Genomic DNA, 272 nt, shown 5'->3' with positions numbered 1-272 from the left:
GTGATATTAATTTCGCTAGTGTCAGAATAAGTTCCTGTAGCAGTGAACTGTTTCGTATTACCGTTAGAAATTATCGGATCACTCGGCGTTACTGTAATTGAATCCAGCGTCGCATTTATGACAGTCAAGTTGCTATCATCGGATATCGTGTCTAAGGTTGCCGTAATAAGCGACGAACCTGCATCAATACCAGTGGCAAGACCGTTAGTATCTATCGTTGCTACTAAGAGATCTGTTGATGACCAGATCACCTTTGTCGATACATCATGAAC

The 272-nt window shown here is 41.5% G+C and carries 1 protein-coding gene; it reads right to left on the bottom strand.

All coding sequences use genetic code 11. From position 1 onward, the window contains the following. The coding region (locus AAEZ03_RS27420; protein ID WP_350583005.1) for an Ig-like domain-containing protein at positions 1-272 on the bottom strand (272 nt) is incomplete at both ends.

The organism is Pseudomonas sp. HY2-MNA-CIBAN-0224, from assembly GCF_040310285.1.
Classification (GTDB): Bacteria; Pseudomonadota; Gammaproteobacteria; order Pseudomonadales; family Pseudomonadaceae; genus Aquipseudomonas; species Aquipseudomonas helleri.
This window is presented reverse-complemented; position numbering and strand designations above follow the sequence as displayed.